The 25438-nt window shown below is 62.4% G+C and carries 27 protein-coding genes, 1 tRNA gene and 1 pseudogene; 20 read left to right on the top strand and 9 right to left on the bottom strand.

The window, feature by feature from the left end:
* Window positions 1-15: 15 nt before the first annotated feature.
* Window positions 16-1431, top strand: coding sequence for a chromate efflux transporter (gene chrA, locus NKJ90_RS17575; protein ID WP_023758563.1), 1416 nt, complete (start codon window positions 16-18; stop codon window positions 1429-1431).
* 101 nt (window positions 1432-1532) lie between these two features.
* On the top strand, window positions 1533-2753 hold the full coding sequence (locus NKJ90_RS17570) for an MFS transporter (protein WP_352486413.1): 1221 nt from the start codon (window positions 1533-1535) through the stop codon (window positions 2751-2753).
* Between the two features lie 92 nt (window positions 2754-2845).
* Here NKJ90_RS17570 and NKJ90_RS17565 read toward each other — a convergent pair whose 3' ends face one another.
* Window positions 2846-3427, bottom strand: coding sequence for a TetR/AcrR family transcriptional regulator (locus NKJ90_RS17565; RefSeq protein ID WP_084025333.1), 582 nt, complete (start codon window positions 3425-3427; stop codon window positions 2846-2848).
* A 212-nt stretch (window positions 3428-3639) separates the two neighbouring features.
* On the opposite strand from NKJ90_RS17565, the gene NKJ90_RS17560 reads away from it, so the two are divergent.
* The 3 genes from NKJ90_RS17560 to NKJ90_RS17550 all read left to right on the top strand — a co-directional run bounded on the left by NKJ90_RS17560 (window position 3640) and on the right by NKJ90_RS17550 (window position 5877).
* A complete protein-coding gene (locus NKJ90_RS17560; RefSeq protein ID WP_023758565.1) occupies window positions 3640-4476 on the top strand; it encodes a class I SAM-dependent methyltransferase in 837 nt (278 codons plus the stop codon).
* A gap of 169 nt (window positions 4477-4645) precedes the next feature.
* Window positions 4646-5359 (top strand): nickel/cobalt transporter, encoded by a 714-nt coding sequence (locus NKJ90_RS17555; RefSeq protein WP_023758566.1) that lies wholly within the window; start codon window positions 4646-4648, stop codon window positions 5357-5359.
* Between the two features lie 179 nt (window positions 5360-5538).
* Window positions 5539-5877, top strand: coding sequence for a cytochrome c (locus NKJ90_RS17550; protein ID WP_023758567.1), 339 nt, complete (start codon window positions 5539-5541; stop codon window positions 5875-5877).
* A gap of 92 nt (window positions 5878-5969) precedes the next feature.
* On the opposite strand, the gene NKJ90_RS17545 is transcribed toward NKJ90_RS17550, so the two are convergent.
* The 3 genes and pseudogenes from NKJ90_RS17545 to NKJ90_RS17535 all read right to left on the bottom strand — a co-directional run bounded on the left by NKJ90_RS17545 (window position 5970) and on the right by NKJ90_RS17535 (window position 8699).
* Window positions 5970-7151: an arabinose transporter gene (locus NKJ90_RS17545; protein ID WP_352486407.1), complete on the bottom strand. Its 1182-nt coding sequence runs from the start codon at window positions 7149-7151 to the stop codon at window positions 5970-5972.
* 40 nt (window positions 7152-7191) lie between these two features.
* On the bottom strand, window positions 7192-7500 hold the full coding sequence (locus NKJ90_RS17540) for a lipocalin-like domain-containing protein (protein WP_245266533.1): 309 nt from the start codon (window positions 7498-7500) through the stop codon (window positions 7192-7194).
* A gap of 178 nt (window positions 7501-7678) precedes the next feature.
* Window positions 7679-8699 (bottom strand): annotated as a pseudogene (locus tag NKJ90_RS17535) (zinc-dependent alcohol dehydrogenase family protein).
* 26 nt (window positions 8700-8725) lie between these two features.
* On the opposite strand from NKJ90_RS17535, the gene NKJ90_RS17530 reads away from it, so the two are divergent.
* Window positions 8726-9496, top strand: coding sequence for a recombinase family protein (locus tag NKJ90_RS17530; protein WP_023758571.1), 771 nt, complete (start codon window positions 8726-8728; stop codon window positions 9494-9496).
* 139 nt (window positions 9497-9635) lie between these two features.
* On the opposite strand, the gene NKJ90_RS17525 is transcribed toward NKJ90_RS17530, so the two are convergent.
* The gene (locus tag NKJ90_RS17525; RefSeq protein WP_023758572.1) at window positions 9636-10310 is read right to left on the bottom strand and encodes a peroxiredoxin-like family protein; all 675 of its coding nucleotides are present in this window, start codon (window positions 10308-10310) and stop codon (window positions 9636-9638) included.
* A gap of 507 nt (window positions 10311-10817) precedes the next feature.
* Here NKJ90_RS17525 and NKJ90_RS17520 point away from each other — a divergent pair.
* Window positions 10818-11162: a hypothetical protein gene (locus tag NKJ90_RS17520; protein WP_023758573.1), complete on the top strand. Its 345-nt coding sequence runs from the start codon at window positions 10818-10820 to the stop codon at window positions 11160-11162.
* A gap of 98 nt (window positions 11163-11260) precedes the next feature.
* On the opposite strand, the gene NKJ90_RS17515 is transcribed toward NKJ90_RS17520, so the two are convergent.
* On the bottom strand, window positions 11261-11704 hold the full coding sequence (locus tag NKJ90_RS17515) for a DUF4145 domain-containing protein (protein WP_198032209.1): 444 nt from the start codon (window positions 11702-11704) through the stop codon (window positions 11261-11263).
* On the opposite strand from NKJ90_RS17515, the gene NKJ90_RS17510 reads away from it, so the two are divergent.
* Window positions 11684-12175, top strand: a complete 492-nt coding sequence (locus tag NKJ90_RS17510; protein ID WP_023758575.1) for a M48 family metallopeptidase — start codon at window positions 11684-11686, stop codon at window positions 12173-12175. The two genes, NKJ90_RS17515 and NKJ90_RS17510, sit on opposite strands and share 21 nt — an antisense overlap.
* A 146-nt stretch (window positions 12176-12321) precedes the next feature.
* Here the strand turns inward: NKJ90_RS17510 and NKJ90_RS17505 are convergent.
* Window positions 12322-12411 (bottom strand) — tRNA-Ser (locus NKJ90_RS17505).
* 400 nt (window positions 12412-12811) lie between these two features.
* On the opposite strand from NKJ90_RS17505, the gene NKJ90_RS17500 reads away from it, so the two are divergent.
* From NKJ90_RS17500 to NKJ90_RS17485, 4 genes are all read left to right on the top strand, one after another.
* Window positions 12812-13495: a 50S ribosomal protein L21 gene (locus NKJ90_RS17500; protein WP_023758576.1), complete on the top strand. Its 684-nt coding sequence runs from the start codon at window positions 12812-12814 to the stop codon at window positions 13493-13495.
* A 98-nt stretch (window positions 13496-13593) separates the two neighbouring features.
* On the top strand, window positions 13594-13863 hold the full coding sequence (gene rpmA, locus NKJ90_RS17495) for a 50S ribosomal protein L27 (protein ID WP_015315190.1): 270 nt from the start codon (window positions 13594-13596) through the stop codon (window positions 13861-13863).
* A 119-nt stretch (window positions 13864-13982) separates the two neighbouring features.
* Window positions 13983-14570: a GNAT family N-acetyltransferase gene (locus NKJ90_RS17490; protein ID WP_023758577.1), complete on the top strand. Its 588-nt coding sequence runs from the start codon at window positions 13983-13985 to the stop codon at window positions 14568-14570.
* Between the two features lie 21 nt (window positions 14571-14591).
* Window positions 14592-15122 (top strand): GNAT family N-acetyltransferase, encoded by a 531-nt coding sequence (locus tag NKJ90_RS17485; protein WP_023758578.1) that lies wholly within the window; start codon window positions 14592-14594, stop codon window positions 15120-15122.
* A 7-nt stretch (window positions 15123-15129) separates the two neighbouring features.
* On the opposite strand, the gene NKJ90_RS17480 is transcribed toward NKJ90_RS17485, so the two are convergent.
* Complete coding sequence (locus NKJ90_RS17480; RefSeq protein WP_352486405.1) at window positions 15130-15999, bottom strand: endonuclease/exonuclease/phosphatase family protein; 870 nt, start codon at window positions 15997-15999, stop codon at window positions 15130-15132.
* 134 nt (window positions 16000-16133) lie between these two features.
* On the opposite strand from NKJ90_RS17480, the gene obgE reads away from it, so the two are divergent.
* The 4 genes from obgE to NKJ90_RS17460 all read left to right on the top strand — a co-directional run bounded on the left by obgE (window position 16134) and on the right by NKJ90_RS17460 (window position 20469).
* Window positions 16134-17165: a GTPase ObgE gene (gene obgE / locus NKJ90_RS17475; RefSeq protein WP_352486404.1), complete on the top strand. Its 1032-nt coding sequence runs from the start codon at window positions 16134-16136 to the stop codon at window positions 17163-17165.
* A 3-nt stretch (window positions 17166-17168) separates the two neighbouring features.
* Entirely contained in the window at window positions 17169-18341 is a 1173-nt protein-coding gene (proB, locus tag NKJ90_RS17470) for a glutamate 5-kinase (RefSeq protein WP_023758580.1), read from the top strand.
* Window positions 18342-18343: 2 nt separating this feature from the next.
* Complete coding sequence (locus NKJ90_RS17465; RefSeq protein ID WP_023758581.1) at window positions 18344-19630, top strand: glutamate-5-semialdehyde dehydrogenase; 1287 nt, start codon at window positions 18344-18346, stop codon at window positions 19628-19630.
* A 251-nt stretch (window positions 19631-19881) separates the two neighbouring features.
* A complete protein-coding gene (locus NKJ90_RS17460) occupies window positions 19882-20469 on the top strand; it encodes a nicotinate-nucleotide adenylyltransferase (protein ID WP_031259969.1) in 588 nt (195 codons plus the stop codon).
* 100 nt (window positions 20470-20569) lie between these two features.
* On the opposite strand, the gene NKJ90_RS17455 is transcribed toward NKJ90_RS17460, so the two are convergent.
* A complete protein-coding gene (locus NKJ90_RS17455) occupies window positions 20570-21421 on the bottom strand; it encodes a mechanosensitive ion channel family protein (RefSeq protein ID WP_023758583.1) in 852 nt (283 codons plus the stop codon).
* Between the two features lie 241 nt (window positions 21422-21662).
* On the opposite strand from NKJ90_RS17455, the gene rsfS reads away from it, so the two are divergent.
* The 4 genes from rsfS to NKJ90_RS17435 all read left to right on the top strand — a co-directional run bounded on the left by rsfS (window position 21663) and on the right by NKJ90_RS17435 (window position 25431).
* Window positions 21663-22040 (top strand): ribosome silencing factor, encoded by a 378-nt coding sequence (gene rsfS / locus NKJ90_RS17450; protein ID WP_023758584.1) that lies wholly within the window; start codon window positions 21663-21665, stop codon window positions 22038-22040.
* Between the two features lie 56 nt (window positions 22041-22096).
* Window positions 22097-22579: a 23S rRNA (pseudouridine(1915)-N(3))-methyltransferase RlmH gene (rlmH, locus tag NKJ90_RS17445; RefSeq protein WP_023758585.1), complete on the top strand. Its 483-nt coding sequence runs from the start codon at window positions 22097-22099 to the stop codon at window positions 22577-22579.
* Window positions 22580-22758: 179 nt separating this feature from the next.
* Complete coding sequence (locus NKJ90_RS17440) at window positions 22759-24099, top strand: murein hydrolase activator EnvC family protein (protein ID WP_023758586.1); 1341 nt, start codon at window positions 22759-22761, stop codon at window positions 24097-24099.
* Window positions 24100-25431 carry a S41 family peptidase gene (locus NKJ90_RS17435; protein WP_023758587.1) on the top strand — a complete coding sequence of 444 codons (1332 nt, stop codon included), beginning with the start codon at window positions 24100-24102 and terminating at the stop codon, window positions 25429-25431.
* Window positions 25432-25438 lie beyond the last annotated feature (7 nt).

Genomic DNA, 25438 nt, shown 5'->3' with positions numbered 1-25438 from the left:
TCCGAGGAACTAATCATGGCCAATGCAGAGAACACCGTGACAGCACCGAACCGACCAGACGACACGCCCGACCATGGCATTTCGTTCGCTGAGGCCACGCGGGTGTGGGCGCGTGTGGCCGCGCTCAGCTTCGGCGGCCCGGCGGGTCAGATCGCCATGATGCACCGCATCATCGTCGAGGAGAAACGCTGGATCGGCGAGACCAGGTTCCTGCATGCGCTCAATTACTGCACGCTGCTGCCCGGGCCGGAGGCACAACAGCTTGCCATCTACATCGGCTGGCTCATGCACAAGACCAGAGGCGGCCTCGTCGCCGGTATCCTGTTCGTGCTGCCTGGTGCGATCGCCATCATGGCGTTGAGCTGGATCTATGCAATCTTGGGCAATGTCGGAGCAGTTCAGGCTCTCTTCTTCGGTTTGAAGGCGGCGGTCCTTGCCATCGTGCTCGAAGCGGTGTTGCGGATCGGCAGACGGGCGCTCAAGAACAATGCCATGATCGGGCTTGCGGCGGCGGCCTTCATCGCTCTGTTCTTCTTCCACGCGCCATTCCCGCTGGTCATCCTGGCTGCGGGTGTGATCGGTTACGTCGGGGGACGGGCAGGGTGGGCTGCATTCCAGTCGGGCAACGGACATGGCAAGGTCGGCGGCAAGCAGGTTGCCGACGCTGATACGGCGCTTGGCGAAGGGGTGCCTGCGCATACCCGGCCATCCATCAGCTGGTCGCTGAAGATCGCAACGGTGTGTCTGCTGCTGTGGCTCGTGCCGGTCCTGGCACTTCTTGTGTTTCTTGGGCAAGGCAATGTCTTCACCGACATCGCGATCTTCTTCTCCAAGATGGCGATGGTCACTTTCGGCGGCGCCTATGCGGTGCTCGCCTACGTCGCTCAGCAAGGCGTCGAGCACTACGGCTGGCTCAAGCCAGGAGAAATGCTGGACGGCCTCGGCATGGCCGAGACCACGCCCGGTCCGCTCATCATGGTCACCCAGTTCGTTGGTTTCATGGGCGCGTACCGGGCGCCAGGAATGCTGAGCCCGCTGGTCGCCGGAACACTCGGCGGTCTGCTGACGACGTGGGTAACATTCGTTCCGTGCTTCCTGTGGATATTCCTCGGCGCGCCGTTCATGGAGACGATGCGCAGCAACAAGGCCCTGTCGGCAGCGCTGTCTGCCATCACAGCGGCGGTGGTCGGTGTGATCCTGAACCTGGCAGTATGGTTCGCGCTTCATGTGCTGTTCCGCGATCTGCGTGAGGTCAGCTGGCTGGGCACGACGGTGGATGTGCCGGTATTCAGCTCCGTCAACCTGCCGTCGCTGGTGCTGACAGTCGGTGCGCTGCTGGCCGTGTTTCGTTTCAAGATCGGCATGATCCCCGTGCTCGCGACATGCTCTGTCCTGGGCGTGCTTTATGGCGTTGCCACGGGATCGATTTAAGCAGTGCCATAGGCGCAACCACTTTGCGGCAGGAGGCATACCTGGCAGCCCAGACGCCGACGAATGCTTCGCGCGAACCTTTAGCCAAACAGAGGTTTTCGCTGCTGCCTGCCGGTGCCAGGCCGGCAGCTGCCCTTCTGTTGACGTCCAGGGGATTGAGGGCATTCGGCGACGGACTCGTCAGTCTTCTGCTTCCCGCCTATTTGGCCACACTTGGTTTCAGCCCTTTCAAGATCGGGGTTCTCGCCACAGCGACGCTCGCTGGTTCAGCGGCGCTCACTTTGACCGTCGGGTTTGTCGCACACCATTTCTCTCGCCGCTCCCTGCTGATCGCAGCTGCCGTCCTGATGGTCGTCACGGGGAGCGCCTTCGCGTTGGTTCAGGATTTCTGGCCACTGCTCCTTGTCGCATTCGTGGGAACGTTGAACCCATCCTCGGGCGACGTCAGTGTGTTTCTGCCGCTGGAGCATGCGCAACTTGCCCATAGTGTCACTGACCGCGACCGCACCGCGCTCTTTGCACGCTACAGCCTTGTCGGCTCACTTGTTGGGGCGGTCGGTGCTCTTGCGGCCGGAGCCCCCGACATTCTCCGACAGGTTGTCGGCCTGGACATCAAGCAAGCTCTCCAGATCGCCTTCCTGCTTTATGCCTTTCTGGGACTCGGAGCGCTGCTCCTTTATCGGAAACTGCCGGATGAGCCGCTCGATGCGAGTGCGGTACCGGCGGAACCACTACGCAAATCTCGAACCATCGTCCTCACGCTCGCTGCACTTTTCAGCCTTGACGCTTTTGCGGGCGGTTTCGTGGTCCAGTCGTTGATGGCTCTTTGGCTTTTCCAACGGTTCGGGCTATCGCTCCCCGCGACGGGCGCAATCTTCTTCTTGACGGGTATCCTTTCGGGTGGGTCGTATCTGGTGGCCGTGCAAATCTCTAAACGGATCGGGCTGGTGAACACGATGGTGTTCACACACCTGCCATCCAGTCTTTGCCTTTTGCTCATCCCCTTCATGTCGAGCCTCGGTCCCGTTATCGCACTTCTGCTGATCAGGAGCGCTTTGTCGCAGATGGATGTACCGACCCGCACCTCCTACGTCATGGCCGTGGTATCGCCTGGTGAGCGGGCCGCGGCCGCGGGTGTCACCGCTGTCCCGCGCAGCCTCGCGGCAGCCGCCAGCCCGATGCTTGCCGGCTCGCTGCTCGCAATGTCCGGTTTCGGTTGGCCGCTGCTGATCGCCGGCGCCTTGAAGATTGTCTACGATATGCTTCTGCTTGCGATGTTCCGCAAGGTTCGCCCGCCTGAGGAACGGCGGGAAGGTCCATAGCAGGCCCGCGGCCCGAACCACCATGAGCGGAGCGCCCTATGTCATTCCGCAGGTGCGACGTTCTGGCGATCGCTTGACCAGTGTGCCAATGATTAGGCGCCGATGCCTTTTCCCGCCATCCTCTGGAACAGGTCGTCTGCCTGTGCCGGTGAAAGGTTCATGTCGGTGGCGACCCACCAGGCGAGGACCGCAAGAAATGCGCCGGCGATGAACTGAATGGCGAATTCGGCAGGCATGCCGCGATCGCCGATCCGTTTCTCGACGAGTTCTTCCCGGACGGCTCGCCGGATACGCTCACGCAATTCGTCGTGGATCGTATCGCCGCTGCTTGCAAGCAATGCGTGGTGAAGCGGTCGGAATGCATGAGCGTGCTCGAACATGGGCAGGCTGAACTCGAATAGGCGGCTACCTGTTTCTTGACTTGCCGCCTCGCGCCTGCGGCCTATCGACCGCAGATGCGCCTCGATGGTCGCGCTGCGCAGAGCATCCTTGTCGGCATAGTGGGTATAGAAGGTAGACCTGCCAACATTGGCCCGCTGGCAAATGTCATCGACGGTGACGGCGGCATATCCCTGCTCCGGGATCAGGGCGATGAGCGCGTCCTGCAGCAGGCCGCGCGTCCGCGCGACGCGTCGGTCGATCGTGTTCCGCTCGCCCGCACGTTCGATTTTCATGGTCATGGCCCTGTGCAGTGGCCGGTTTCGGACATTCGGCGGTCCGGTGTCCGACAACAGCATTTCCAGACATTGTGTCCATTATGATACGCCAAGTCCAGGAGCTCAAATCGGGTTTGGGCATGCCGCAATGAAGCAGAAGGTCGCCAGACATGCACTCATCTGATCATCACGCCGGTAATGGATCGCATTCGCGCAAGAGGGTGATTGCGTTGGCCCTGCTTGCCAAGCTGTCGCTGGTCGCCGGCTTCCTCGTCCTCGCCAAATTGGGCATGGGCTATATTCAGGCCGGTGCCTGGACGGCGGCATTCCACGGCCTCGTCCTCGCCGTGATCGCGGGATTGGCGCTGTGGGGCAGCCTGCGACACGGGGGGCTGGTCGGCAAGGGTGCGCACGGCGCGAGCGACAGGGGCATCGGCATCGTCCTGCACCGGGCGGCAGCCTATGACTTGCTTGCGCGCGTTCTGACCTTTGGCCGCGAGGGCCGGTTTCGCGATCTCATGCTTCGCCCGGCAAAACTCCAGCCCGGCGAAGCGGTGCTCGATGTCGCCTGCGGGACGGGCACCCTTGCCATTGCCGCGAAGCGGCTGGTCGGTTCGGGCGGAAGCGTCACCGGCGTCGACGCATCGGCCGAAATGATCGATAGGGCGCGCGCCAAGGCCGAGCGCTCAGGTCTCGATCTCACTTTCGTCAATGGGACGGCGCAGGAGCTTCCCTTCAAGGACGCGCAATTCGACATCGTCGTCGGCACGCTGATGCTGCATCACCTGTCGAAGCCCGTTCGATCGGCCTTCATCCGCGAGGCGGCACGCGTCCTGAAGCCAGCAGGCCGGCTGTTGCTCATTGATTTCGGCAGGCCGGTGCGCAAGTCTGGATTGCCTAGGCTCCACAGGCATGGTCATGTTGACATGCATTCGGTCGCCTCGCTGTTGACCGAGAGCGGATTCCAGGTCGGCGATATCGGCGCCGTCGGAACCAAGAACCTGAATTACATTTGCGCGACGACGAACAAGGACCAATCAGGCTTGGCGTCGCCAGCCGCGCCGTGATCATGACAAGGCTGGCTGAATGGCGACCTGTTCTGAAAAAAGAGCCACGTATAGGCAGGGCGCATGTCCCAATTCGGCCTGCTTGCAATGCCAGCTGGAACAAGAACCCGAAAGTGAATCTTCGCCATGCGCCATGAATTGACCTGAGAATGAGGCCGGTTCCAGCCTGATGTTCCAAACCCTTGTCGAGTTCCAACGCACGATCTACCTGGCACTGGCCGAGCAGATCAAACTGCTTTCGGTCGGCGGCGGTTGGCTGGCCTTCACGGCCTTTCTGCCGATGGGCGTTCTGTTCGGCGCGGCACATGCGCTGACGCCTGGCCACAGCAAGGCGGTCCTGGCCACGTATCTCGCCGGATCGGATGCCAGTGTCCGGCGTGGGCTTCTGGTATCGCTGACACTTTCCTTCACGCATGTGACGATCGCGGTTCTGATCGCTGCGCTCTCGTTGCCTTTGGTATCGATTGCCCTGGGCAGTGTTGGCCGTGCCCCGCTGCTGGAAGACGTCAGTCGGGGCCTGCTTGGCCTGATCGGCGTTTGGATGCTCTGGCGCGCGTGGAGCCACGGCCAACACCACAAGCATGAGGGCGAGGCCGTCGGCGTCATGGCCGGCTTGATCCCATGCCCGCTGACGCTTTTCGCGATGACCTTTGCGATATCCAGAGGCGTTCCGGTCGCCGGCATTCTTTTCGCAATCACCATGATGGCCGGCGTGGCGCTGACGTTGTCTTGCGTTGCGGTGCTGTCGATCCTGTTTCGCGAGCGCCTGGTGCATTTTTTCGATAGGCGGCCACGCCTGTTCGATGCCATTTCGCGGGCCATCGAAGGCGTCGCTGGTCTTATTCTTGCAGGCGTGGCGGTTTGGCAAATCTCGTCGAAATGAGACGCAAGCGATTCCTCGAAAGCAAAGCAACAGAGGCCGGCTGACGCAACAGCCACCGGAGCGATCGTTGCGGCCTTTGCGATGCAAGGCCTCCCGCGCCGGACGATCGCTCTTTTCATCATGCATCCTGGTCTGCTGGTCGAGAATCTACATCGGGACGCACTACCCATGTGCCAACAATGAGACGAGCAGCCATCATAGGAATCCTGTCGCTTGCCTGCGCCTCTGCGGTAGTCGCCGCTACCCGCCGTGATGCGTTCATCGAGGCTCGCCAGGCCTCGATGAAAGAGATGGCTGCGGCGGCAAAGACGATCACCGTGATGTTCGACGGCAAGTTGGCCGATAACGCCACCACTTTCAAAGAGGCAGCCGAGACCCTCCGAGCCCGCACTGGACCTGCCCTGATTGCGAAATTTCCCAGCGTGACGTTGCACGCGCCTTCGGGCGCCAAATTGGAAATCGATCAAGTCCGGCCGGAATTTGAGGCGCTGGCCTGTCACATCGGTCGGCTTGCGTAGAAGTCGATCTCGCCATTGCCCGGAAGCAGAGGTCGCCGGCGAAGCGGGAGCGATCGTAGTTGCCCAACATCTCGAGCACCGAATATCCGGCACTAAAGTGGACGGTTATGCCGACCCAGCAGCAGAGCGATGCCCAACGCCGGAAGCGTCGCCGCCGCGACGGCGAAGAAGACGAATTGCAGCCCGGCCGACGCGGCGACCAAGCCGAGCGCAGGACTGCCGAAGCCGAGCGCCACGTCGAGGAAGACGGTGTAGAGTCCCATGGCCAGGCCGCGGCTGCGTGGCGGAAGACGGCTTACGGCCTCGGCACCGAAACCGGGATAGACCAGCGAGTAGCCAAGGCCAGTCAGGCCTGTTCCGATGGCGGCGAGAAAAGGCCCGGGCGCAAGCCAGATCAGCATCAGCCCAGCCGCTTCGACCGCCACGAAGATCACGGCGACGCGCGCGCCCCCCAACTTGTCAGGCAGGTGGCCGAAGCAAAGCCTTGCCGCGATCAGCGACGCGGCATAAGCGGTGAAGGGAAGCCAGACCGGCTGCCAGCCGCGTTCAGCAAAGAGCAGCGCGCCAAAGGAAAGGATCGCGCCATAGCCAAGGCTGCTGAAAGCAGCTCCGACGCCGGGAAGCCAGACCACTTGCGCCACGCTCGCCCATGACTGTCGCGCGGCGCTCGCTGCGAGACTGGTGCCACGCATAGGCAGGATGGCAAGCAGCGTCGCAAGCGGCAGGCCGACCGTCGCGAGTGCGATCGCGGCGAAGCCGCTCGCCGCGTAAAGCGCAGATCCGATCGGCGCGCCTAGCGCGAGCGCCGCGAACATCGCCATGCCCACCCTGGCTATGATCTTTCCGGAGTTCTGTCCGCCCGCAAGGGAAAGGCCCCAGGCGACACCGCCGGTGATGATGAAGCTCTCAGACCCGCCTAGTACCGCCCGGCCGGCGAAGAGCGCCGATGCGGACGCTACCGGTCGGTCGAGCAATGCCAGCGAGCCGAGATAAATGAACCCCGCCAGGGCAGCGGCAATGAGGCCGACGATGACGGCCCGCTTGCCGCCGCGCCCATCGGCATAATTTCCGGCTCCAATGCGCGACAGCATCGAGGCGATGAACTGGCTGCCCGTCACCAGCCCGACTGCGAAGGGGCCGAAGCCGAGCTGCTGGTGAAGATGTAGCGGCAGGACGGGTAGCGCCAAGCCGATCAGGAGGAAGCCGGCGAAGACAGCCGCCATGATTGGCACCAGTTCCGCTGTCGCGCCATTTCGATCTGAAGTCCGCGCCATTTGTGGCCACCGATAACACTTTGACAGCCGGCTGTTCCGATCAGTAACGTTCGTAGGTCACGCGCCAGCCCTCGGCCGGATTGTCCGGCGTGAGGACCAGTTTGTTGTCCGAGACTTCGAATTTGCGTTTCATGCTCTTCCCGACAAGGTTGCGGACCAGGGAGGACTCGATCGTGATGACGAAGGTCTTGTCCTGGTCGTTGATGGCGACCGGCCCGTAATAGGCTTCGTAGCCATTCGCCGTGTAAGGCGTGTCCGGCGCCTCAGCGTCGGGATTCTGGGCCTGCACCGAGAGGGTGCCGGACTCGGATGACCTGGCCGGAATATGGCACGGGCTTGAGGTTTCCATCGGCGCCGGCCTCGAGCGACCTCATGCGCCATGCGCCGATGATCGGGGACTCTTGGGAGAAAGCCGGCGTGGCGACCGAAAGCGCAAGCGCCAGGGCGGCTATCTTCAATCTCATCGTCATATGCGTTGTTCCTTTTCTGATTTGTGGGCGCGAACAGGCCGTCCGCCCAATCTTCGCTCACACGGAAAGCATGACCTTGATGGCGCGCCGCTCGTCCAGGGCGCGGTAGCCTTCAGCGACCTCGGCCAACGGCAGCTTGAGGTCGAAGACCTTGCCGGGCTTGATCACGCCCTTGAGCACACGTCCATAAGGTCGGGCAGGAAGCGGCGCACCGGCGCCGGGCCGCCCAACATACGCTTCTGGCCGAAGAATAGTTTTTGGCCGTCGAAGCTCACGCCGTGCGGCACGCCGACATAGCCGATGGTGCCGCCGGGGCGAGAGCAGGCCAGCGCCTGGTCGAAGGATTCCGCCGTGCCGACGCATTCCAGCACCGAGTCCGCGCCAACGCCCTTGGTGAGTTCCTTTATGCGGGCGACGCCTTCCTCGCCACGCTGGGCCACGATATCAGTGGCGCCGAATTCGCGGGCGAGCTTTTGGCGGCTGGCGTGCCGGCTCATGGCGATGATGCGCTCGGCGCCCATCTCCTTGGCCGCAAGCACGCCCATCAGGCCGACCGCACCGTCGCCGACCACCACCACCGTCGATCCTTCTCGGACCTCGGCTGCATCGGCTGCATACCAGCCGGTGCCGAGCACATCGGACACAGCCAGCAGGTCAGGAATGAGTTCGGCCGGCGGCACCTCGGCGGTGGCGACCAGTGTGCCATCCGCCAAGGGCACGCGGGCGTAAGGCGCTTGCGCGCCCGACATGAACTCGCGCTGCACACAGGACGACTGGAAGCCGAAGCGGCAATGCGGGCAAGTATTGTCGGAGAGGCAGAACGAGCCGACGACGAACTGGCCGGGACGGGCCGTGCGCACCTCTGCGCCGACCTCGATGACGATGCCACAATATTCGTGGCCCATATGCATCGGGCCGTCGACCGGCTGCAATCCGCGATAGGGCCACAGGTCCGAGCCGCAGATGCAGCTTGCCGACAGCTTGATGATGGCGTCCGTCGGCCGCATGATTTCGGATCGGCGATTTCCTCGCAGCGGATGTCGCGCGGTTTGTAAAGAAGGGTTGCGAGCGTATACATTCCTTACACAAACAAGGAAGTCGCCCATGAAGCCCGCAATCACCTATCTTCGCGTCTCGACCGACCGTCAGGGCAAGAGCGGTCTCGGCCTTGAGGCACAGCGGCAGGCCATCGCCCGTTTCGTTGAAGCCGAAGGCTTCGAGATAGTCGGCGAGTTCATCGAGGTCGAAACCGGCAAGGGCGCAGATGCACTCGCCAAGCGCCCCCAGCTTGCCGCAGCGTTGGCGGCGGCCAAACGCAATGATTGCCCGGTGATCGTCGCCAAGTTGGACAGGTTGAGCCGTGACGTCCATTTCATCAGCGGCTTAATGGCGGATCGGGTGCCATTCGTCGTTGCCGAATTGGGCATGGGTGTCGACAGCTTCATGCTGCACATCTACGCGGCGGTCGCCCAAAAGGAACGGGCGGTGATCAGCCAGCGCACGAGGGAAGCTCTGGCGGCAGCCAAGGCGCGCGGCGTCAAACTTGGCGGACCGAAGCTTGCCGAAGCACAGGCGATGTCTCGTACGGTCCGCACGGCGCAAGCCGACGCCTTTGCAGCCAACATCCTCCCGATCATCCGCGACATCCAAGCAAGCGGGGTCAAATCGCTCCGGCAGATCGCGACAGCACTCAATGCGCGCGGCATCGCTTCGGCGCGCGGCGGAACATGGACAGCTGTTCAGGTGACGGACATCATCAATCGGGATGCTCGTAAGAAGCTCAGCCTACCAGAGCAAGCTTCTGCTGGGATGCAAGACGAAGTGGCAGGAGGTACTACGTCTGGATCGCAAACCCCGCTCAACTCCCGCTGGTAGTCGTGCGGTGGCGCATGACCATAGCACCCCCGCCGGGGTTTGTCGGTGGCGGGAGTGGTGCCGATTGTGGGGCCCCGATCAGGCGACAGGCGCTAACTTCGCGTAATCCTGCGCCTAGCCCCACTACCGAAGCTGCGCCTTACCTTCCGATTTGCGACGCTGCCGACATCAGCTCCTGAGTGTTCGGGGCGCCGAATAGGCCGCCATCGAGTACCTCGTTGGAAGTCCAGCGAACGACGCCATCGCGGTCCAGCAGGAACTGGCCGACGAGCTGCCCAATGCCGGTGGCCATCATCTGTTGATCCGCTTCCGTGATATCGTAGCTGTCCTTCTTGTTCAGATATTCGAGCGCCGCAAACGGGTCCATCGGTTCCGGCATCTCGCCCGGCAAGTCGACCCGCATCGACTTCACATCGCTCATCGAAACCTTTTGCGGCCATGCGCTCTCGTCTTCGGTGATCTGCATATTCGGCAATCCAAAGGCGCGGTGTGAAGTTCGCTCCGGATCGGACGCCGCGAGCAGGCCGAGCATCGGATGGTACCGCAGATAGAGGCGCGCCCGCTCGATGGGCGTGTTGACCACTGTCAGGCTTTCGATGCCCTTCTCGTTGAGGGCTGGGGTGAGTTGCGAAAGGATGGCGATATGACGCCTGCAAAAAGGACAATGGAGACCTCGATACAGCCCAACCAGCACTGGTTTCTCGCCTCGGAAATCGTCGATGGCGATCTTGCCCTCGCGGGTAATCGCGTCGAGCACGACATTGGGCGCCGTTTCGCCAGGTTGCAGCGGGCCTATGTTGAGACGTTCTGACATGCTGATCCCTCCTCGCGGGTCAATCCACAACGGATGTGCGGGCGGGTGGCTTGAGCCCATGTGCGGCACATACGTCCTTGGGCATGCTGAAATGGCGGTCGGCCTTAGGACGGCGTCGAGGTCGAGCGTCGATAATCCATTTATAACACACACGGAGAGGGTGGACGCTAGTTCTTACGGAGGGCAACGCTTTTACACTAGATGGCGCCCCACGAACGCTGGACCTTCTCGCGCAGACGATCCCACAGCCAACTGCTGGTCCTCGTCACTCCATAGCTCATTTGCAACCGGATGTGAGTTAATCTCCGCTGGGTCGGCTGACCAACCCCCGGGCTTCATCGGCAGCCAGGGGGTGGGGGTGGGTTGTGGGACCCCACATTGGATTGCTCCTTCTGGGTTCGAACAGTCCACTGACCCCATTGTCAGCAGACAGCATCCGCCCATCTCTGCGCCCTTCCACGGTGGTGCTATGGTCCAGCATGATCGGTAGCGAGGAGGACGTAATCCATGCCCGCGATTACCCGCCGTACTCTTCTCGCGCTTACCGGCGCAGCGGTTGCCGTCGACCCCGCTGGCGAAAATACATCGCCGAAGCTACAGGCTCTGATCGCGGCACATCAGGCGGCCTATGCCGATTTCCACCGTGTTCATCGAATGGGAAGCAGCAGGGACCAGCGCTCGCGGGCCGATAAGATCGAGCAGGGGGCGCTCCTGGGCGTCTGCTCATATCTTGTGATCAGCCGAGATGACCGTCGGACCAAGGCGAAATATCTGCTCACCGTCGAGGCTCGCGGCGAACTCGATCTGGAAGAACACGTTCAGGCTATCCTGCACTCGATGCTGTCCGGTTGATGTGGGGTGCTGGCTGCATGGTCCCACGAAAGGCGTGCGCGGACTTTGAGTTCGGAGCTTTTTGGCTCGTTCGCAGCGACGTTGTGCTGAAGCTGCGATCACAATGGATCGCCTTCAGCTTTCTTGCCCTTCCGAGACGGCACGTTCCCTTCGAGCTTTTTCGCTTCCGCATCAAGGCGGCTGCGGCGAGATGGTGCTACAAACGCCTCAAACACAAAGTGTTCCAAGATTTCTGCCAAGGTTTCCAGTTCTTTGGGCTTTGGTTTCCATCCGCGATGCACTGACGCGCTACCGGCATCCACCAACAGTGCTAAACGGTCCTTATCGAGGCCGCCGATCTTCTTGCGCTGAACCAACTCGTCCAATTTTTTGCTGAAAGACAGGTCGCCGCCGATCCCGAGGAGGATTGCAGCCACATCAAAGCATGTACGCATGCCGATTGCCGCTAGAATGGGAAGGTCAGCGTCGAGAGCCCCATAGACTTCGCTGATAGCCTGCTCCAGTTGATCTGCGTTTCCAATGTGCACACCGAAATCACCCAACCATTCCGGTTTGGGCCTTTTCGACGGCGCAGGCCAATACGAGATCTGACTTTCCGCAACGGCTTCCTAGTCGATCTTCCGCCGTGGGCAGGCGGCGACGCCGACAAACTCGTCGCCCGCGAACTCAAGCTGTGGCTCAAACGGCGCGTTCGGCGTGATGTGAAGGAGATTGCCGCAGACTACAGCAGCAGGTTCGGACTTGCTCCTCGCTCGATCCGCGTCGCCGATTTCGCAAACGGCTGGGGATCATGCGGCGCTGAGGGTAACATCCTCATCAACTGGCATCTCGTTTTCGCTCCGAAGAAGGTGCTGGAGTACGTCATCGCCCACGAAGTTGCCCATCTCCGGCATCGCTCGCACGGTCCTCCGTTCTGGGATTTCCTGCGAACGATTGCGCCTGACTTCGAGGCATCCAAGGCATGGCTGGACGCCAATCAGGGCAGCCTGAGCGCGGAGTTCCTTGGGAGCTGATCGGCAGATGAACAGATGGTGTACATTGACGTTGGTTGGCATCGAAAACGACGTCCAACCATGGTTTAAAGGTGCAGCCAAAGGTGCAGGCTGTCGAGCGAGCCTTCCAAAAAGCTCAATAAGACCAAATTCTTAGCTTGTTTATATGGCGGAGAGGGAGGGATTCGAACCCCCGATGGGCTTGCACCCATGCCGCATTTCGAGTGCGGTGCATTCGACCACTCTGCCACCTCTCCGCGGTCATGGTCGGCCGTTGCCGGCGCGGCGCACTAGATAACGGCTGAACGGGCAGGTTACAAGGCCAAATCCGTGAGTTATTTGGCTTGCCAGACAAGCGGCGGATTAACACTGGCGTTTGCGGGCGAGCCCACACGGATTTCCGTCATCCTCGCCTGCAGGCGATGGTAACGTGCGCGGTCCTTCGGGCACGGCCGGTCCGTGCCCGCCAACGACAGTCTCGGCAAACGAGGCGGCTGTCTGCCTTGACTCGCACTCAACCTTCGGTTAGGGACAGCGCGCAATCGGCGTGGAGGGTTCTTCCGCGCCGCTTGTTTTTTGAACCCGCAGACTGACAAAAAGACGGCCGAACCGCCAGAGGCGGTTCATCAAGGCCGACCGAACAGCGAAAGGCAAAAAATGTTCGCAGTCATTAAAACGGGTGGCAAGCAGTATCGCGTTGCCGCCAACGATCTCCTGAAGATCGAAAAAGTCGAAGCCGCGGTCGGCGATATGGTCGAGATCGGCCATGTTCTCGCGCATGGCGAGGGCGAAAATGTCACGTTCGGCGCGCCGTTCGTCGATGGCGCGGTGGTTACCGCCGAAGTCGTAGAGCAGGGCAAGAACCGCACCGTCATCGCCTTCAAGAAGCGCCGCCGGCAGAATTCGCGCCGCAAGATCGGCCATCGCCAGCTTCTGACCACCGTGCGGATCTCCGAGATCCTGCTGGGTGGCGCCAAGCCGACCAAGACGGCAGCGGTCAAGGCGCCGAAGAAGGAAGCCAAGGCAGAGGCAGCCACGGAAGCGAAGGCGGAAGCCGCGTCGAAGAAGGAGCCCAAGGCCAAGGCAGCCGAGACAAAGGCAGCCGAGACCGCGGCGGCACCGCTGTTCAAGGCGCCGAAGGGCGAGCCGGACGATCTGACCGTGATCAAGGGCATCGGCCCGGTCGCAGCCAAGGATCTCGCCGAGCAGGGCATCATCACCTTCGCCCAGCTCGCCAAGCTGACCGACAAGGATGTCGCCAAGATCGACGAGCACATGCCCTTCAGCGCCGACCAGATCAAGGACTGGCGCGAGCAGGCCAAGGAATTGGCGGCGAAGTGATTTTTCTGGCGATTAGCTCGCCGGATCGGACTTGAAACGGAACGCGAACGCGTTCATAACGCCTTTTAGGCGCCTTGCGGCGCAACGGAGTTAGTTAGATGGCACACAAGAAAGCTGGCGGCTCGTCGCGCAACGGTCGCGACTCGCATTCCAAGCGTCTGGGCGTGAAGAAGTTCGGCGGCGAAGCCGTCATCCCGGGCAACATCATCATTCGTCAACGCGGCACCACGTGGCATCCCGGCGTCAATGTCGGCATGGGGACGGACCACACGCTTTTCGCGCTCGAGACCGGCGCCGTGACGTTCAACAAAAAAGCCAACGGCCGAACCTACGTATCGGTCAACCCGATTACCAAAGCCGCGGAGTAGCCGGTTCCGTACTAGAACACCGGCGCCCATCTCGGGACCGGTGTCTGGCAAAGCCAGGAAAAGGATCAGGGGAGATGGGTTTCCATCTCCCTTTTTTCTTGTGCCTGGAGGACTTTCAAATGGTTGCCGAAGCGGAAGACTCAGAAGACGAAAGTTACGCGATAGACTGCCCGGTGCTGGTCACCGAGCGACTGGTGATGCGGGCGCCGCACGAAGGCGATATCGCGCAGCTGGTCGAGCTTGCCGACAACCGTCATGTCGCCGAAATGCTGGCCCGCATGCCGCACCCCTATGGCGAGGCCGAGGCGCGCGCCTTCCTCGCCATGACCAAGTCGCGCCGGGCCGGCATCGCCTATGCCTTGACGCTGGCCGGCACCGACACGTTCGTCGGTTGCGCGGGGCTCAACACCACCGATCGCGGCCTGGAACTCGGCTACTGGATCGGCGAGCCCTACTGGAAAAAGGGCTATGCGACTGAAGCAGCGCATGCGCTGGTCGACCTCGCCTTCCAGAGGACGTCGATCCAGGTGCTGCATGCCTCGACGCGGGTGATCAATCCGGCATCGCGCCGCGTCATCCACAAGTGCGGGTTCCAGTATGCCGGCCAGGGCATGCTGAACTCGATTGTCGCCGGCCAGGTGCCGGTCGAGCGCTACCGGCTCGACAGGAAGACCTGGACCAGCCTGCGGAACTGGGTGCATTTTTGATGGATGAAGCCGGTCAAGCCAATGGTCGACAGCAGCGATATTGAAACGGCCGCGATCGCGCCGATCACGCCTGGGGATGTCGAAAGCTTTCACCGGGCGCTCGATGTCGTAGCGCGTGAGCGAAAGTACCTGTCCTTCCTCGAGGCGCCATCGCTGGATCAAACGCGAAGCTTCGCGATGGACCGTATCGTCAGAGGCGACCCCGGGTTCGTGGCCGTTGTCCGCGGCGAGGTCGTCGGCTGGTGCGACATCTCACGCCATGACCGGCTCATCCATGCGCATCGCGGCATCCTCGGAATGGGGATCATTCCTTCCTATCGGGGGCGTGGCCTTGGACTGCGGCTGATCAATGCGACCTTGGCGCAGGCGCGCAAGGCCGGCTTTGTCCGCGTCGAGCTTTCCGTGCATTCCGACAATGCGCGCGCCATCTCTCTTTACGACAAGGTCGGGTTTGCCAGGGAGGGCGTGCAGCGCGACGCGATCTGTATCGACGGGGAATACCGCGATACGATCATGATGGCGATCGTCGAACGCGAAAACGCCGCCGGATGAATGGCTGTCAGCCCAGTTCGACCCAGACCGGCAGGTGGTCCGAACCGACGGCCTTTCGGTCGACCCACAGGCGCTTCAGGGATTTGGCGAGCGAAGCGCTGGTGAAGATGTAGTCGATGCGCTTGTGGCGGTTGGGGTCAGTGGGTTGTTTGGGGTCGACCCAGCTGACGAGATCGTCGGCGCCGGCGTTCAGGCGCAAGGCGGCATCGACGGCGAAGTCGGCGGTCAGCGGCATGCCGAATTCGTGGTCCGGCCGGCCGGCGAGTTCGACATATTCGGGCGAGCCGGCCAGCATGTTGAAATCGCCCATGCCGACAAAGGCTTCGGGATGCGGCAATTCCGGCAGGCCGATCTCGGCGACGCCGGACAGAGCGCCGCCTTCGAGTGCATAGTTCAGCAGGCGCCGGCGCAGGAACTGGATCTGCCTGGCGCGTTCGACCGGGCTGCGGTGATCGAGATGAATGGAATAGAAGCGGATGAAACCCAGCGGTGTCTCGATCAGCGCCTCCAGCGCCCCACGCTGGAAGTTCATCATCTCGAAGCTGCGGCTGCGCGGCAAAAGCAGGTTGCGCGACAGATGAATTGGCGTCTTCGACAGCATCATATTGCCGAGTTGGAAGGTCTTGGTGATCGCGCGGCCGTTCTCGACGCGCGACCCGATATTGGCCTCGAAATTACTGCCATATACGGCGAAGTAATCGGGCAGCGCCTCGCCGATCTCGACGACCATGTCGCGGCCGCCGTTCCTGGGGTTGTTGCGGGTCACCTCCTGCAGAGCGATCACATCGGCGCCGCGCACAGCGTCAGCGATGCGGCCGAGTTCGTACTGCCCGTCGAGACCGATGCCGTACTGGATGTTGTACGTTACAAGCTTCATTCCAACATCTCTCCGGCCGATCCCGCCCGGCCATTGTCATAAAACGGCCTCGCCCTTCGCCGCGCCTTCGTTTAGAGCAAGGCCCAAGGTTTAGAGCAATGCCGCAAAGCCACTATTAGAAACTGCGAAATCCCATGAAATTTCTCGATCAAGCCAAAGTCTACATACGCTCCGGTGACGGCGGCGCCGGTTCGGTGTCGTTCCGGCGCGAAAAATTCATCGAGTTCGGCGGGCCGGACGGCGGCGACGGCGGCCGTGGCGGCGATGTCTGGGTGGAGGCGGTCGACGGGCTGAACACGCTGATCGACTATCGCTACCAGCAGCATTTCAAGGCCAAGACCGGCGTCCATGGCATGGGCCGCAACATGACCGGCGCCAAGGGTGCCGACGTCACGCTGAAAGTGCCGGCCGGAACGCAGGTGTTCGAGGAAGATAACGAGACGCTGATCTGCGACCTGACCGTGGTCGGCCAGCGCTTTCTGCTTGCCAAGGGCGGCAATGGCGGTTTCGGCAACCAGCATTTCAAGACCTCGACCAACCAGGCACCGCGCCGCGCCAATCCCGGCCTGCCGGGCGAAGAGCTCAACATCTGGCTGCGGCTGAAGCTGATCGCCGATGCCGGGCTGGTAGGGCTGCCGAATGCCGGCAAGTCGACATTCCTCGCCGCCGTCACCGCGGCCAAGCCGAAGATCGCCGACTATCCGTTCACGACGCTGCATCCCGGTCTTGGCGTTGCCCGCATCGATGCGCGCGAGTTCGTCATCGCCGACATTCCAGGCCTCATCGAAGGGGCGCATGAGGGCGTCGGCATCGGCGACCGCTTCCTCGGCCATGTCGAGCGCACGCGCGTGCTGCTGCATCTGGTCTCGGCCCAGGAGGAAGATCCCGGCAAGGCCTACAAGACCGTGCGCGCCGAACTCGAGGCCTATGGCCATGGCCTGGCAGACAAGATCGAGATCGTCGCGCTTTCCCAGGTCGACACGCTCGACGCCGACGCGCGCAAGAAGAAGCTGGCCTCGCTGAAGCGCGCCGCCGGCCGCGCGCCGATGCTGTTGTCGGCGGTTACCGGCGAAGGGGTCGAGGCGGTGCTGCGGGCGCTGATGTCGGTGGTGGCCGAGGCGCGTGAGCGGATCGCCGCGCCAATCGAGACGCGCTGGGAAAAATAGGTCATGCAGTCGCTGAAAAAATATCGGCGCATCACCGTCAAGATCGGCTCGGCGCTGCTCGTCGACCGTACGATGGGCCTGAAGCGCGACTGGCTGGCCTCGCTCGCCGACGATATTGCCTTGCTGGCCCAAGGCGGCGCAGAAATCCTCGTCGTTTCCTCCGGCGCCATCGCACTTGGCCGCACCATCCTTGGCCTCGGCAAACGTGCCCTGAAGCTCGAGGAAAGCCAGGCCGCGGCAGCGGTGGGGCAGATCGCTCTGGCCGGCGCCTGGTCGGATGCGCTTGGCAAGGGCAGCCTGAAATCGGGCCAGATCCTGCTGACGCTCGGCGACACCGAGGAACGCCGCCGGTATCTCAACGCGCGGGCGACGATCTCGACGCTGCTCAAGATGAAGGCGGTGCCGGTCATAAACGAGAACGACACGGTGGCCACCTCGGAAATCCGCTACGGCGACAATGACCGGCTGGCGGCTCGCGTCGCCACCATGATGGGCGCCGATCTTTTGGTGCTGCTTTCCGACATTGACGGGCTCTATACGGCGCCTCCGGCGCGCGATCCCCATGCAAAGTTCATTCCGGTGGTCGACCGGATCACGCCTGATATCGAGGCGATGGCGGGTGCCGCTGCTTCCGAATTGTCGCGCGGCGGCATGCGGACGAAGCTCGATGCCGGCAAGATCGCCACCGCCGCCGGCACGGCAATGATCATCACGTCGGGCACGCGGCTGTCGCCGCTGATGGCGATCGAGCGTGGCGAGCGCGCCACCTTCTTCCGGCCGAGCAGCAACCCGGTCAAGGGCTACAAGACCTGGATCGCCGGCCAGCTCGAACCGGCCGGCCGGCTGACGGTCGATGCCGGCGCCATTGGCGCGCTTCTGTCGGGCAAGTCGCTGCTGCCGGCCGGCGTCAAGCTGGTCAGCGGCAATTTCTCGCGCGGCGACACGGTGGCGATCCTGTCTCCCGAAGGCCGCGAGATCGCGCGCGGGCTGGTTGCCTATGATGCCGGCGATGCCGTAAGGATCGCAGGCCTGAAGACGGCCGAGATCGAGACCGTGCTCGGCTACGAGGCGCGGTCCGCGATGATCCATCGAGACGACCTTGTGGTGAGCCATTCAAGCGACCAAGTAGGAGCCAGTAACCAAGTGCTGGCCGGTGGCGATGTAAGCGGAGGATGAGCATGCTGAAGCTGCATGAAAAATCCGGGGATGACACCGTCGCGCTGATGGCCGATATCGGCCGCCGCGCCCGCGCTGCCGCCCGACCGCTGGCGATTGCCACGACCGCCGCCAAGAACGCCGCACTCCTCGCCATGGCCGATGCGATCGTCGCTCGTCAGCAGGACATCCTCGACGCCAACGCCATCGACGTCTCGAATGGTCGGGAATCCGGGCTTTCCGGCTCCTTCATGGACCGGCTGAAGCTCAATCCGGCGCGCATTCTAGCCATGGCAGAAGGCATCAGGGAGATCGCTGCGCTGCGCGATCCGGTCGGCGACGTGGTCGCGCAATGGGACCGGCCGAACGGCCTGCATATCGAGCGCGTGCGCACGCCGCTCGGCGTCATCGGCGTCATCTACGAGAGCCGGCCGAACGTCACGGCGGATGCCGGTGCGCTGTGTCTCAAGGCCGGCAATCCGGTGATCCTGCGCGGCGGCTCGGATTCGCTCAATTCGTCGGCCGCCATCCATGCCTGCCTGGTCGAAGGGCTGAGGAAAGCCGGCTTGCCGGAAGACGCCATCCAACTGGTGCCGACCACCGATCGGGCCGCCGTAGGCGAGATGCTGAAAGGCCTCGACGGTACGCTCGACGTCATCATTCCGCGCGGTGGAAAAAGCCTTGTTGGGCGGGTGCAGACCGAGGCCCGGGTGCCGGTCTTCGCCCATCTCGAAGGCATCTGTCATCTCTACATCGACCGCTCCGCCAAGCTTGACATGGCGGTGCAGATCGCCGTCAACGCCAAGATGCGACGCACCGGTGTCTGCGGCGCCGCCGAAACGCTGCTGATCGACCGCGCGGTTGCCTCCACGCATCTGGTACCGATCCTCGACGCACTTCGCGCCGCCGGCTGCGAAATCCATGCCGATGCCGAAGTGCTGAAGATATTTTCCGATGCCAAGCCTGCCACTGACCTCGACTGGGTGACCGAGTATCTCGACGCCATCATCGCGGTGAAGCTAGTCGACGGTGTCGGTGGTGCGGTCGAACACATCGAGACGTTCTCCTCACATCACACCGAGGCGATCGTCGCCGAGGATGCGCAGGCGGTAGAGCGGTTCTTCAACGAGATCGATTCGGCGATCCTGCTGCACAACGCCTCGACACAGTTCGCCGACGGCGGCGAGTTCGGCATGGGCGCCGAGATCGGTATCGCCACCGGCAAGATGCACGCGCGCGGACCGGTCGGCGTCGAGCAGCTGACTTCGTTCAAATACCGCGTGCGCGGGTCCGGACAGGTGAGGCCGTGACGTCTTTCATCGATAGAGCTTGAGGCGGTTGCGCGCGTCTACCCCCCTCTGTCCTGCCGGACATCTCCCCCTCAAGGGGGGAGATTGGCTGACATTTCTCGCTTCGCTAGTCGCCGTCGATGCAGAATTCGCACTGCCAATGAAGCTACCAACCTCCCCCCACGAGGGGGAGGTGTCCGGCAGGACAGAGGGGGGCGCCTAGCGCAATGCTATCTCCTTCCCCACCCGCAATCCCCTCCCACTATCTCAAAATGCCGCATGCCGAGAAAGGGCTGGCCGTCGGCCTGTTCGGCGGCTCGTTCAATCCGCCGCATGCAGGCCATGCTCTGGTCGCCGAAATCGCGCTCCGGCGCCTGGCGCTCGACCAACTCTGGTGGATGGTGACGCCCGGCAACCCGCTGAAGAGCACAGGCGAGCTGGCGCCGCTCAGCGAACGGCTGCAACTGTCCGAGCAGATCGCCAAGAACCCCAAGATCAAGGTCACCGCTTTCGAGGCGGCGCATCATGTGCGCTACACCGCCGACGCGCTGGCGCTGGTCAAGGCGCGCAATCCCGGCGTCGACTTCGTCTGGATCATGGGTGCGGATAGTTTGCGCGATTTCCATCGCTGGCAGCGCTGGCGCGAGATCGTCATGACCTTCCCGATCGCCGTCATCGACCGCCCGGGCGCGACGCTGTCATTCCTGTCGTCTGTCGTCGCCAAGACCTTCGACTACGCCCGCGTCGACGAAGGGGATGCGCCGAGGCTTGCTCGCATGAAGGCGCCGGCCTGGACCTTCATTCACGGCCCGCGTTCGTCGCTATCGTCGAGCGCGATCCGCAAGCTGGCGAAGGGGTGAGTCGCTTACCCTGTCATGTCGCTCTTATCGCTCCCTTTGCCCGTTTCATGGGCAATCCTGAGTAGGCATGACGTGCGGGATCGGCGCAACGGCTAGCCGATCATTGCCGGCGGGCCTCCGGCGCCGGCGCTTCCGGTGGCGGCCGCGGAATCGATATGCCTTCCGAATCGAATTGCTGCTTGGCACGCTTGGTGAGGTCGGTCTGGGTGGCGAAGAAGTCCGCCGAAGATGTCCAGTAGCGCAAGGCAATCGACACGGTGCTGTCGCCCAATGTCGCGACGAAAGCGATCGGCGCCGGCTCACGTTTCACCCGCCGATCGGAGCCGGCAATGGCGAGCAAGGTCTTCTGGGCGCGGTCGATGTCGTTCCAGGAGCCGATGGAGAGTGTGATGTCGCTGCGACGCACACCATTGCGGGTGAAGTTGCGCACCGGCTGATTCCACAGCGTCGAATTGGGCGCCAGGATATAGACCCCTTCGGCGGTCCTGAGCTTGGTCGCGAACAGGCCGATCTCCTCGATCGTGCCGGCAATCGAACCGACCTCGACGGATTCGCCGATGCGGAATGGCCGCAGCGCCAGAAGCATGATGCCGGCGGCGATGTTCTGCAGCGTGCCTTGCAACGCCAGGCCGATGGCCAGGCCGATGGCGCCGATGGCGGCGATGATCGACGCCGTCTGCACGCCGAATTGGCCAAGCACCATGATGGTGACGAGGATCAGGATGGCATAGCGGACGATCTTGGAGAAGAAATGCCGCAGCGTTTGGTCGAAGCCATGGATATGGCCGAGGCCGGCGAAGATCGAACGTTCGGCAAGCCCGGCGATGATGTAGCCGACAACCAAAAGGATGACGGCGCCGATGGCCGAGAATGAGTATGAAACGATCAGCGTGCTCAGTTGCGCGAGGCCGGCCTGGACGGCGGCAAGTGTGTTTTGCGGGTCGATCGGCATGTTGAAAATCCGGTTGGTCGGTCAGCCGATAACCCGTGCGGGAAGCGAGGGTTCCGATCTTTTCCGGCGTGCGGCGGAACCACAGGACCGAGAATACGTTCGTGCCAGGCAGGTCGCGTCTTGAAACTGTAAGGGAACTCTGCCTATCTAAGTGGCGTCACCTGCTTTTAAGGGTGATTTGGTTGTTCTTGCTGCGAAAGGAAATACACTGAGAACAGCACTGCGGAAGAAGGCCGATATCATGCCTTCGCCGGCCAGGATCAGCGTAGACGACGCCGTGTCCCGTGCCATCAAGACAGTCCTTGCCAGTCTGGAAGACTCCAAGGCGGAAAACATTGTCTCCATCGACATCCAGGGAAAATCGAGTCTGGGCGACTACATGGTCGTCGCTTCGGGTCGATCGCACCGTCATGTCTCGGCTGTCGCCGATCATCTTCTCAAAGCGCTCAAGGATGCCGGGCTCGGCATGGCGCGCGTCGAGGGTTTGGCAGGTGCCGACTGGGTCCTGATCGATTCGGGCGACATCATCGTTCATGTCTTCCGCCCCGAGGTCCGCGAATTCTACAATCTTGAAAAGATGTGGCAGGCGCCGGATCTCGAGGAAGAGACCCTCCACTAAGCCGTCTTTGTTTTGATGCATGTCATCGCATGCATCAGCGGCTTATAGGGGCAAGGATGAAGATATCAGTTCATGCCGTGGGCCGGATGAAAGCCGGCCCCGAGAAGCTGCTCGCCGACCGCTATTTCGAGCGCTTCGCCAAGAGCGGCCCGGCGGTGGGACTTGAATTCGCCGGCATTGCCGAGATCGCCGAAGGTCGCGGTCAGACCGCCAACGAGCGGCGGCGCGAGGAAGGCCAAAAGCTGCAGACGCAGTTGCAGCCCGGCACCGCACTGATCCTGCTCGACGAACGCGGCAAGAGCTTTTCCTCGGAAGATTTCGCCGGCCGCCTCGGCCTGCTGCGTGACGGTGGCCGCAAGGCGCTGATCATCGCCATTGGCGGCGCCGACGGCCACGACCAGTCGCTGCGCGATCAGGCCGAATTGGTGATGTCGTTCGGATTGCTGACCTGGCCGCATCAATTGGTGCGGGTGATGCTGGGAGAGCAGCTTTATAGGGTGGCAACCATCCTTTCGGGACATCCGTATCATCGCTCGTAAACCGGTGAATTGCGCGACTCACCCGGATTTCCGCCCCAATGCCGGTGCAAGACTGGCTTTTGGTATTATGCATGTCGCATTCCGGGACCTGACCACTTTGGGCGGCATGCATTTGGAAACGGGCCTTTCAAACATGGTTGATGGTTCGTTAACGAAGCCGCAGATAGAGTCGACACCGAATGTCTGAAGGCTGGAAATCGAAAACGGGCTCATGGCGCGCGCGCTGCGGCATCGCGGCGGCGGCGCTTGTCCTGTCGCTGCATGCGGGGCTGGCCGAGAACACGCTCGACATGGCTCCCGATCCTGACCAGAGCCGCGCCGAATACGAACGGGTATCGAAGGAGATCACGCTGTCGTCGGAACGATTGGCCAAGCTCTCCGCCGACATCGCGACCATCAAGAAGGATCACGCTTCGATCACGGCAGCCCTGATCCAGTCGGCGATGACCGAGCAGAAGCTCGGCCAGGACATAGAGGACATCGGCGCAAGGCTGGAAGGGCTGAAGGGTCAGGAGCAAAAGATCCGCGTCTCGCTTGCGTCCCGGCGCGACGTGCTGGCCGAAGTGCTGGGCGCCCTGCAGCGCATGGGGCTGAACCCACCGCCGGCGATCCTGGTCAAGCCGGAGGACGCGCTGTCGTCGGTGCGCAGCGCCATCCTGCTCGGTGCCGTGGTGCCGGAACTGCGTCAGCAGACCGATGGCCTGTTGGCCGATCTCAAGGAGCAGACGAAGGTCACGGCTTCGATCGAGGCGGAGCGAGCGCGGCTGACGGCGGCGGTCGGCGACCAGGTGGCGGAAAAGAAGCGACTTGGCATGCTGCTGGAAGCCAAGCAGAAGCTCGAAGCCGACACGCAAACGCAAATGGCGGCTGAAAAGCAGCGATCCGAGGCGCTGGCGGCCAAGGCCGGCAGCTTGAAGGAATTGATCGCGTCGCTCGAAGCGCAGCAGGCCGACAAGACCCGCAAGGCTGCCGATGCGGCAAAGGCCGCCGAGCAGAAGGCGGCGGACGCCGACAAGACGTCAACGCCGGCGGAACCGGCGTCGCTGCCGGTGCCGGAAGGCAACCGGCTTGCCGCCGCGGCGCCTTTTTCAGCGTTGCAGGGACAGATCGCGCTGCCGGTGACCGGCCGTATCCAAAGGCGATTCGGCACCGATGACGGTGACGGCGCGATGATGCTTGGCGACATGGTTGCGACACAATCGGGAGCCATCGTTACCGCGCCGGCGGATGGAAATGTGCTTTATGCGGGGCCGTTTCGCTCTTATGGTCAACTCTTGATCCTTAACGCAGGCGACGGCTATCATGTCGTTTTGGCGGGGATGAGCAGAATCAGCGTCGCGACCGGTCAATCAGTGCTCGCAGGAGAGCCGGTCGGCGCGATGGGAGAGGCCAGGGCGGCGAGCACCTCGGTTTCGAAGAATGGAAATGCCACGCCGGAGCTCTATGTTGAGTTTCGCAAGGATGGAAAACCCGTCGATCCGGCCCCTTGGTGGGCGGACCGTTTATCTGGAAGGACGTGAATAATGCGGAAACTGTCGCTTCTGTTTGCCGGTGCGCTGATGGGCGCGTCCGCGATGAGCCTTGTTTACGGTACGCCCGGCTCGGCGGCGAACGCTGCAGGGTCGGAGACCTACAAGCAATTGGCGATCTTCGGCGATATCTTCGAGCGGGTGCGGGCGCAGTATGTGACGCCACCCGACGATAAGTCGCTGGTCGAGAACGCCATTAACGGCATGCTCGCCTCGCTTGACCCGCACTCCTCCTACATGAACGCCGAGCAGGCGCAGGATATGCGCGTCCAGACCAAGGGCGAGTTCGGCGGCCTCGGCATCGAGGTCACCATGGAGAACGATCTGGTCAAGGTGATCACGCCGATCGACGACACACCGGCCGCCAAGGCAGGCGTGCTGGCCGGCGACTATATTGCCAAGATCGACGGCGAAGAGGTTCGCGGTCTGACCCTCAACGACGCAGTCGACAAGATGCGCGGCCTGGTCAACACGCCGATCAAGCTCACCATCCTGCGCCAGGGCGCCGACAAGCCGATCGAACTGACGGTCGTGCGCGACATCATCAAGGTCAAGGCGGTCAAGTTCCGGGTCGAAAATGACATCGGCTACATGAAGATCACCTCCTTCACCGAAAAGACGTATGACGACCTCGAGAACGCTATCGACACGATCAAGAAGCAGGTGCCGGACAACAAGCTCAAGGGTTACGTTCTCGATCTCCGCCTCAATCCGGGTGGTCTGCTCGACCAGGCGGTGAGCGTGTCCGATGCTTTCCTCAACCGTGGCGAGATCGTCTCGACGCGCGGTCGCGATCCCAAGGACGTCACCCGCTTCGACGCCAAGCCCAAGCAGGTCGACGACATCAACGGCAAGCCGATGATCGTTCTGGTCAATGGCGGTTCGGCAAGCGCGTCGGAAATCGTCGCTGGTGCGTTGCAGGACCTGCGCCGTGTCACGGTGGTCGGCACGCAGTCCTTCGGCAAGGGTTCGGTGCAGACGATCATTCCGCTCGGCGAGAATGGCGCACTCAGGCTGACGACGGCGCTCTATTACACGCCGTCCGGCAAATCGATCCAAGGCAAGGGCATCACGCCCGACATCAAGGTCGATCAGCCGCTGCCGCCGGAACTGCAGGGCAGGGACCTGACGCGCGGCGAATCCGACCTCAAGGGCCATATCAAGGGCGCCGACGAGAGCAAGACCGGTTCGGGCTCGGCCGCCTATGTGCCGCCGGATCCGAAGGACGATCTGCAGCTCATCTATGCCGAGCAGCTGCTGCGCGGCCAGAAGACCGATCCGTCCTTCCCGCCCAATCCGCAGAAGGCCGTTCTCAACCAGTAAGCGGTGC

It is taken from the genome of Mesorhizobium sp. M0051 (assembly GCF_040323235.1).
GTDB lineage: Bacteria > Pseudomonadota > Alphaproteobacteria > Rhizobiales > Rhizobiaceae > Mesorhizobium.
This window is presented reverse-complemented; position numbering and strand designations above follow the sequence as displayed.

Coding starts and splice junctions, on each gene's coding strand:
- NKJ90_RS17565 (WP_084025333.1), bottom strand. CDS start 3,427: ATGAAAATCGAACGTGCGGGCGAGCGGAACACGATCGACCGACGCGTC.
- NKJ90_RS17465 (WP_023758581.1), top strand. CDS start 18,344: ATGCTGAAGCTGCATGAAAAATCCGGGGATGACACCGTCGCGCTGATG.
- NKJ90_RS17460 (WP_031259969.1), top strand. CDS start 19,882: ATGCCGCATGCCGAGAAAGGGCTGGCCGTCGGCCTGTTCGGCGGCTCG.
- NKJ90_RS17485 (WP_023758578.1), top strand. CDS start 14,592: ATGGTCGACAGCAGCGATATTGAAACGGCCGCGATCGCGCCGATCACG.
- NKJ90_RS17520 (WP_023758573.1), top strand. CDS start 10,818: ATGCCCGCGATTACCCGCCGTACTCTTCTCGCGCTTACCGGCGCAGCG.
- NKJ90_RS17455 (WP_023758583.1), bottom strand. CDS start 21,421: ATGCCGATCGACCCGCAAAACACACTTGCCGCCGTCCAGGCCGGCCTC.
- NKJ90_RS17525 (WP_023758572.1), bottom strand. CDS start 10,310: ATGTCAGAACGTCTCAACATAGGCCCGCTGCAACCTGGCGAAACGGCG.
- obgE (WP_352486404.1), top strand. CDS start 16,134: ATGAAATTTCTCGATCAAGCCAAAGTCTACATACGCTCCGGTGACGGC.
- NKJ90_RS17500 (WP_023758576.1), top strand. CDS start 12,812: ATGTTCGCAGTCATTAAAACGGGTGGCAAGCAGTATCGCGTTGCCGCC.
- NKJ90_RS17540 (WP_245266533.1), bottom strand. CDS start 7,500: ATGGAAACCTCAAGCCCGTGCCATATTCCGGCCAGGTCATCCGAGTCC.
- NKJ90_RS17480 (WP_352486405.1), bottom strand. CDS start 15,999: ATGAAGCTTGTAACGTACAACATCCAGTACGGCATCGGTCTCGACGGG.
- rsfS (WP_023758584.1), top strand. CDS start 21,663: ATGCCTTCGCCGGCCAGGATCAGCGTAGACGACGCCGTGTCCCGTGCC.
- rlmH (WP_023758585.1), top strand. CDS start 22,097: ATGAAGATATCAGTTCATGCCGTGGGCCGGATGAAAGCCGGCCCCGAG.
- NKJ90_RS17555 (WP_023758566.1), top strand. CDS start 4,646: ATGTTCCAAACCCTTGTCGAGTTCCAACGCACGATCTACCTGGCACTG.
- NKJ90_RS17530 (WP_023758571.1), top strand. CDS start 8,726: ATGAAGCCCGCAATCACCTATCTTCGCGTCTCGACCGACCGTCAGGGC.
- proB (WP_023758580.1), top strand. CDS start 17,169: ATGCAGTCGCTGAAAAAATATCGGCGCATCACCGTCAAGATCGGCTCG.
- chrA (WP_023758563.1), top strand. CDS start 16: ATGGCCAATGCAGAGAACACCGTGACAGCACCGAACCGACCAGACGAC.
- NKJ90_RS17550 (WP_023758567.1), top strand. CDS start 5,539: ATGAGACGAGCAGCCATCATAGGAATCCTGTCGCTTGCCTGCGCCTCT.
- NKJ90_RS17490 (WP_023758577.1), top strand. CDS start 13,983: ATGGTTGCCGAAGCGGAAGACTCAGAAGACGAAAGTTACGCGATAGAC.
- NKJ90_RS17545 (WP_352486407.1), bottom strand. CDS start 7,151: ATGGCGCGGACTTCAGATCGAAATGGCGCGACAGCGGAACTGGTGCCA.
- rpmA (WP_015315190.1), top strand. CDS start 13,594: ATGGCACACAAGAAAGCTGGCGGCTCGTCGCGCAACGGTCGCGACTCG.
- NKJ90_RS17440 (WP_023758586.1), top strand. CDS start 22,759: ATGTCTGAAGGCTGGAAATCGAAAACGGGCTCATGGCGCGCGCGCTGC.